Here is a 2,445-nt window from a genome sequence, read left to right on the forward strand (position 1 = left end):
CTCCGGCAGCCCCTCAACCAAGCCCGGCTGCAGTGGCGGCGACCGACGACGCCCCGAACGCGGCACCAACGCCGGCACCCGTTGCTGCACCGGTCGATGGAAGCCCGATCGCACCTGACCCCGCCGCGGACGTCCCAGGTCAGCAAACGGGCGACGCCCCTGCGAATCCGCTTCTGCCGCAGACAGGTGAGCCCAACCCGTCATCGCCGACATCACCGAGCCAGCCGAGCCGAGTGCCGACCAGTGACTGACACACGGTCCGATGAGAGGACGAGACGATGACCGTCGCGATCGATACGGACGACGTCTCATCGGTCCTCGGCCATGGGCGCAATCAGATCCACGAGGTACGCGAGGCTGCTGACAGGGCGGTCAGTAGCGCGACGGATCCACGTGTGAAGTCGGCCCTGGAAACGCTGCTCGGCCGGACGAAGGCCGACTTGGACAAGATCGACGGCACTGCAGCCGTGGGTGAAAAGACGTCAGAAGCGTTCGCCGACAACGACGATCGTTCGGCGCACAGTGTTGCTGCGGTGACACAGTCGAACGCGCCGGTCTCGTCGACACCTGCCTCTGCAGCACCCGCGTCGCCGGCACCGGTCGCGCGCCCGATGTTGTCTGCCGCGCAACTTGCGGGCCCGTCGCCGCAGATGCCCAGCATGCAGGGATCACCGATGATGTCGATGGCTTCCTCGTCCCCGATGGCGTCATCGATGGTGACTCCGCTGTCCATGGCTGCATCGACCCTCGCCCCGACGATGGTGGCGGCGGCCGCCCCGGCGGCGCAACAGTATCCGCCCGGAAGTGTCACGATGACACGGTCTCAGCTCGCGGCGCTGATCGAAGCCCAGGGAGGAGCCGCGTCAGGTGAGAGCGTGGTCGACGCCGAGCGGAAGTCGACATGGGACGGCGACACCAAACCTGCCCCGATCAACGTCGACGACGTCGAATACACCAAGGGCAAGGGCAAGCTCTCCGACGCCGAAGTCTCTGCCGCCATCGAAAGCGCGATGGACAAGACGGGCATCACACCGGAAGCACGACCGCAATTCAAAGCGGTGCTCGAGTTCATGGCGGACAAAGAGTCCGGGGACAACGCCGACGCAGTCAACCTCTACGACACCAACGCGATCGGACCGACTCAGGTCGACGGCGCACCATCGCAGTCCTCACGCGGGACATGGCAGACCATTCCGTCCACGTTCGCAGCCCACCACGCTGCCGGCACGTCGAACAACATCTACGACCCCGAAGCATCCGCCGGTGCCGCGATCAACTACATCAAGGACAAGTACGAGGTCGGAGCAGACGGCTCAGGACTCGAACGGTTCGCCGCGTCGCGCAGATCAAACGGATACACGGGCTACTGAGATGGCAACGACAGCCCGCACCCCATCGCACGTGCAGAGTTCAAAGGAACACAAGATGACAGAGAACACAGCTGCTGTCCGGAACGGAGTCCGCGGCTTCTACGTCAACGGCGGACCACTGGTGATGCTCTCCGGTTTCGAGGGCATCAACGACATCGAAGAATTCGAGCTCGCTGTCATCGAGGTCGTCAACGAAGTGCTCGACGCCGCGGAGGCGAACCCGGATCTCCTCCGCGACCTCGCGAAGCAGCAGTCCCATCCGGCGTTCGACAATGCCCGAGCAGCAGGAGAGTAGCGATGCCAATCCCCATGAACGCCAACCCCGAGTCCGCCGCCCTCATCGGTGGTGCGTGGCCGGAGTACGACGAGAGCACCTACCGAGCCGACGCCGAAGTGCAACGAAAGCTCAGCGGTACAGCGGAAGACGGAGCGAACGTCACCCGCAAGGTTGGCGATCGCACGGCGGGCTTCCAAGGCGCGGCAGGAACTGCTCTCCAGGACGCCCTCAGCCGGGACCGCTCCCAGCTGACCACCCAGCAATCAGTTCATCACGCCACGGCGTCCAAGCTCGAGAACCTGGCGTCGGCAATCGAGAATCACAAGCACAATCTCAACGCGATCGACCGTGAATATCACGCACAGAAGGCCACATTGATCGCGACCGGCGCTGATCCGGCCGACCTCGCTCAGCTGCAGGCGCAGGCGCAGTCGTACGTAGGCACCGCACAGTCCACGTTCGGGGCCGCGTACGAAGGAATGGTCGACACCCTGCTCGCCGACGCCGACGCAGCCGAGGGCAAGCCGAAACCTGCACCGGGCGGAGTCGAGCTCGCAGAATTCAAGGACGACGAACCGGGCAGTGCCGCCGGCGTCGCAGACAAGGCGGACGGCGCACCTGCGGACGCACCGAACGACATCGACAGCGGGAGCGACGCGAAGGCCGAGGACAAGTCGGAAGCCGCCCCGACGACTGAGCCTGATACGTCCGAGGGAGCAGCAACCGAGCCAGCGCCTGCAGTCGAAGACAAAGCCGGGACCGCCGCTCCCGTACCCGCCGCTCCGGCCCCTGCGGCTC

Annotated in this window: 3 protein-coding genes and 1 pseudogene; 3 read left to right on the plus strand and 1 reads right to left on the minus strand. The window is 65.3% G+C overall.

Annotation, left to right across the window (positions count from 1 at the left end; all coding sequences use genetic code 11):
• Window positions 1-334 precede the first annotated feature (334 nt).
• Complete coding sequence (locus tag RHBS_RS29370; RefSeq protein ID WP_187298656.1) at window positions 335-811, minus strand: hypothetical protein; 477 nt, start codon at window positions 809-811, stop codon at window positions 335-337.
• 1 nt (window position 812) lies between these two features.
• On the opposite strand from RHBS_RS29370, the gene RHBS_RS29375 reads away from it, so the two are divergent.
• The 3 genes and pseudogenes from RHBS_RS29375 to RHBS_RS26935 form a co-directional block, all read left to right on the plus strand.
• On the plus strand, window positions 813-1,370 hold the full coding sequence (locus tag RHBS_RS29375) for a transglycosylase SLT domain-containing protein (protein WP_187298657.1): 558 nt from the start codon (window positions 813-815) through the stop codon (window positions 1,368-1,370).
• Window positions 1,371-1,425: 55 nt separating this feature from the next.
• Window positions 1,426-1,665 carry a hypothetical protein gene (locus tag RHBS_RS26930; protein ID WP_128646871.1) on the plus strand — a complete coding sequence of 80 codons (240 nt, stop codon included), beginning with the start codon at window positions 1,426-1,428 and terminating at the stop codon, window positions 1,663-1,665.
• Between the two features lie 2 nt (window positions 1,666-1,667).
• Window positions 1,668-2,445, plus strand: a pseudogene (locus RHBS_RS26935) (hypothetical protein); the annotation flags it as partial.

Source organism: Rhodococcus sp. BS-15, from assembly GCF_000813105.1.
In the GTDB taxonomy this organism is placed as follows: Bacteria; Actinomycetota; Actinomycetes; order Mycobacteriales; family Mycobacteriaceae; genus Rhodococcoides.

Bases quoted from the DNA above. Each gene is read 5' to 3' on its own strand.
- RHBS_RS29375 (WP_187298657.1), top strand. From the start codon at position 813: ATGACACGGTCTCAGCTCGCGGCGCTGATCGAAGCCCAGGGAGGAGCC.
- RHBS_RS26930 (WP_128646871.1), top strand. From the start codon at position 1,426: ATGACAGAGAACACAGCTGCTGTCCGGAACGGAGTCCGCGGCTTCTAC.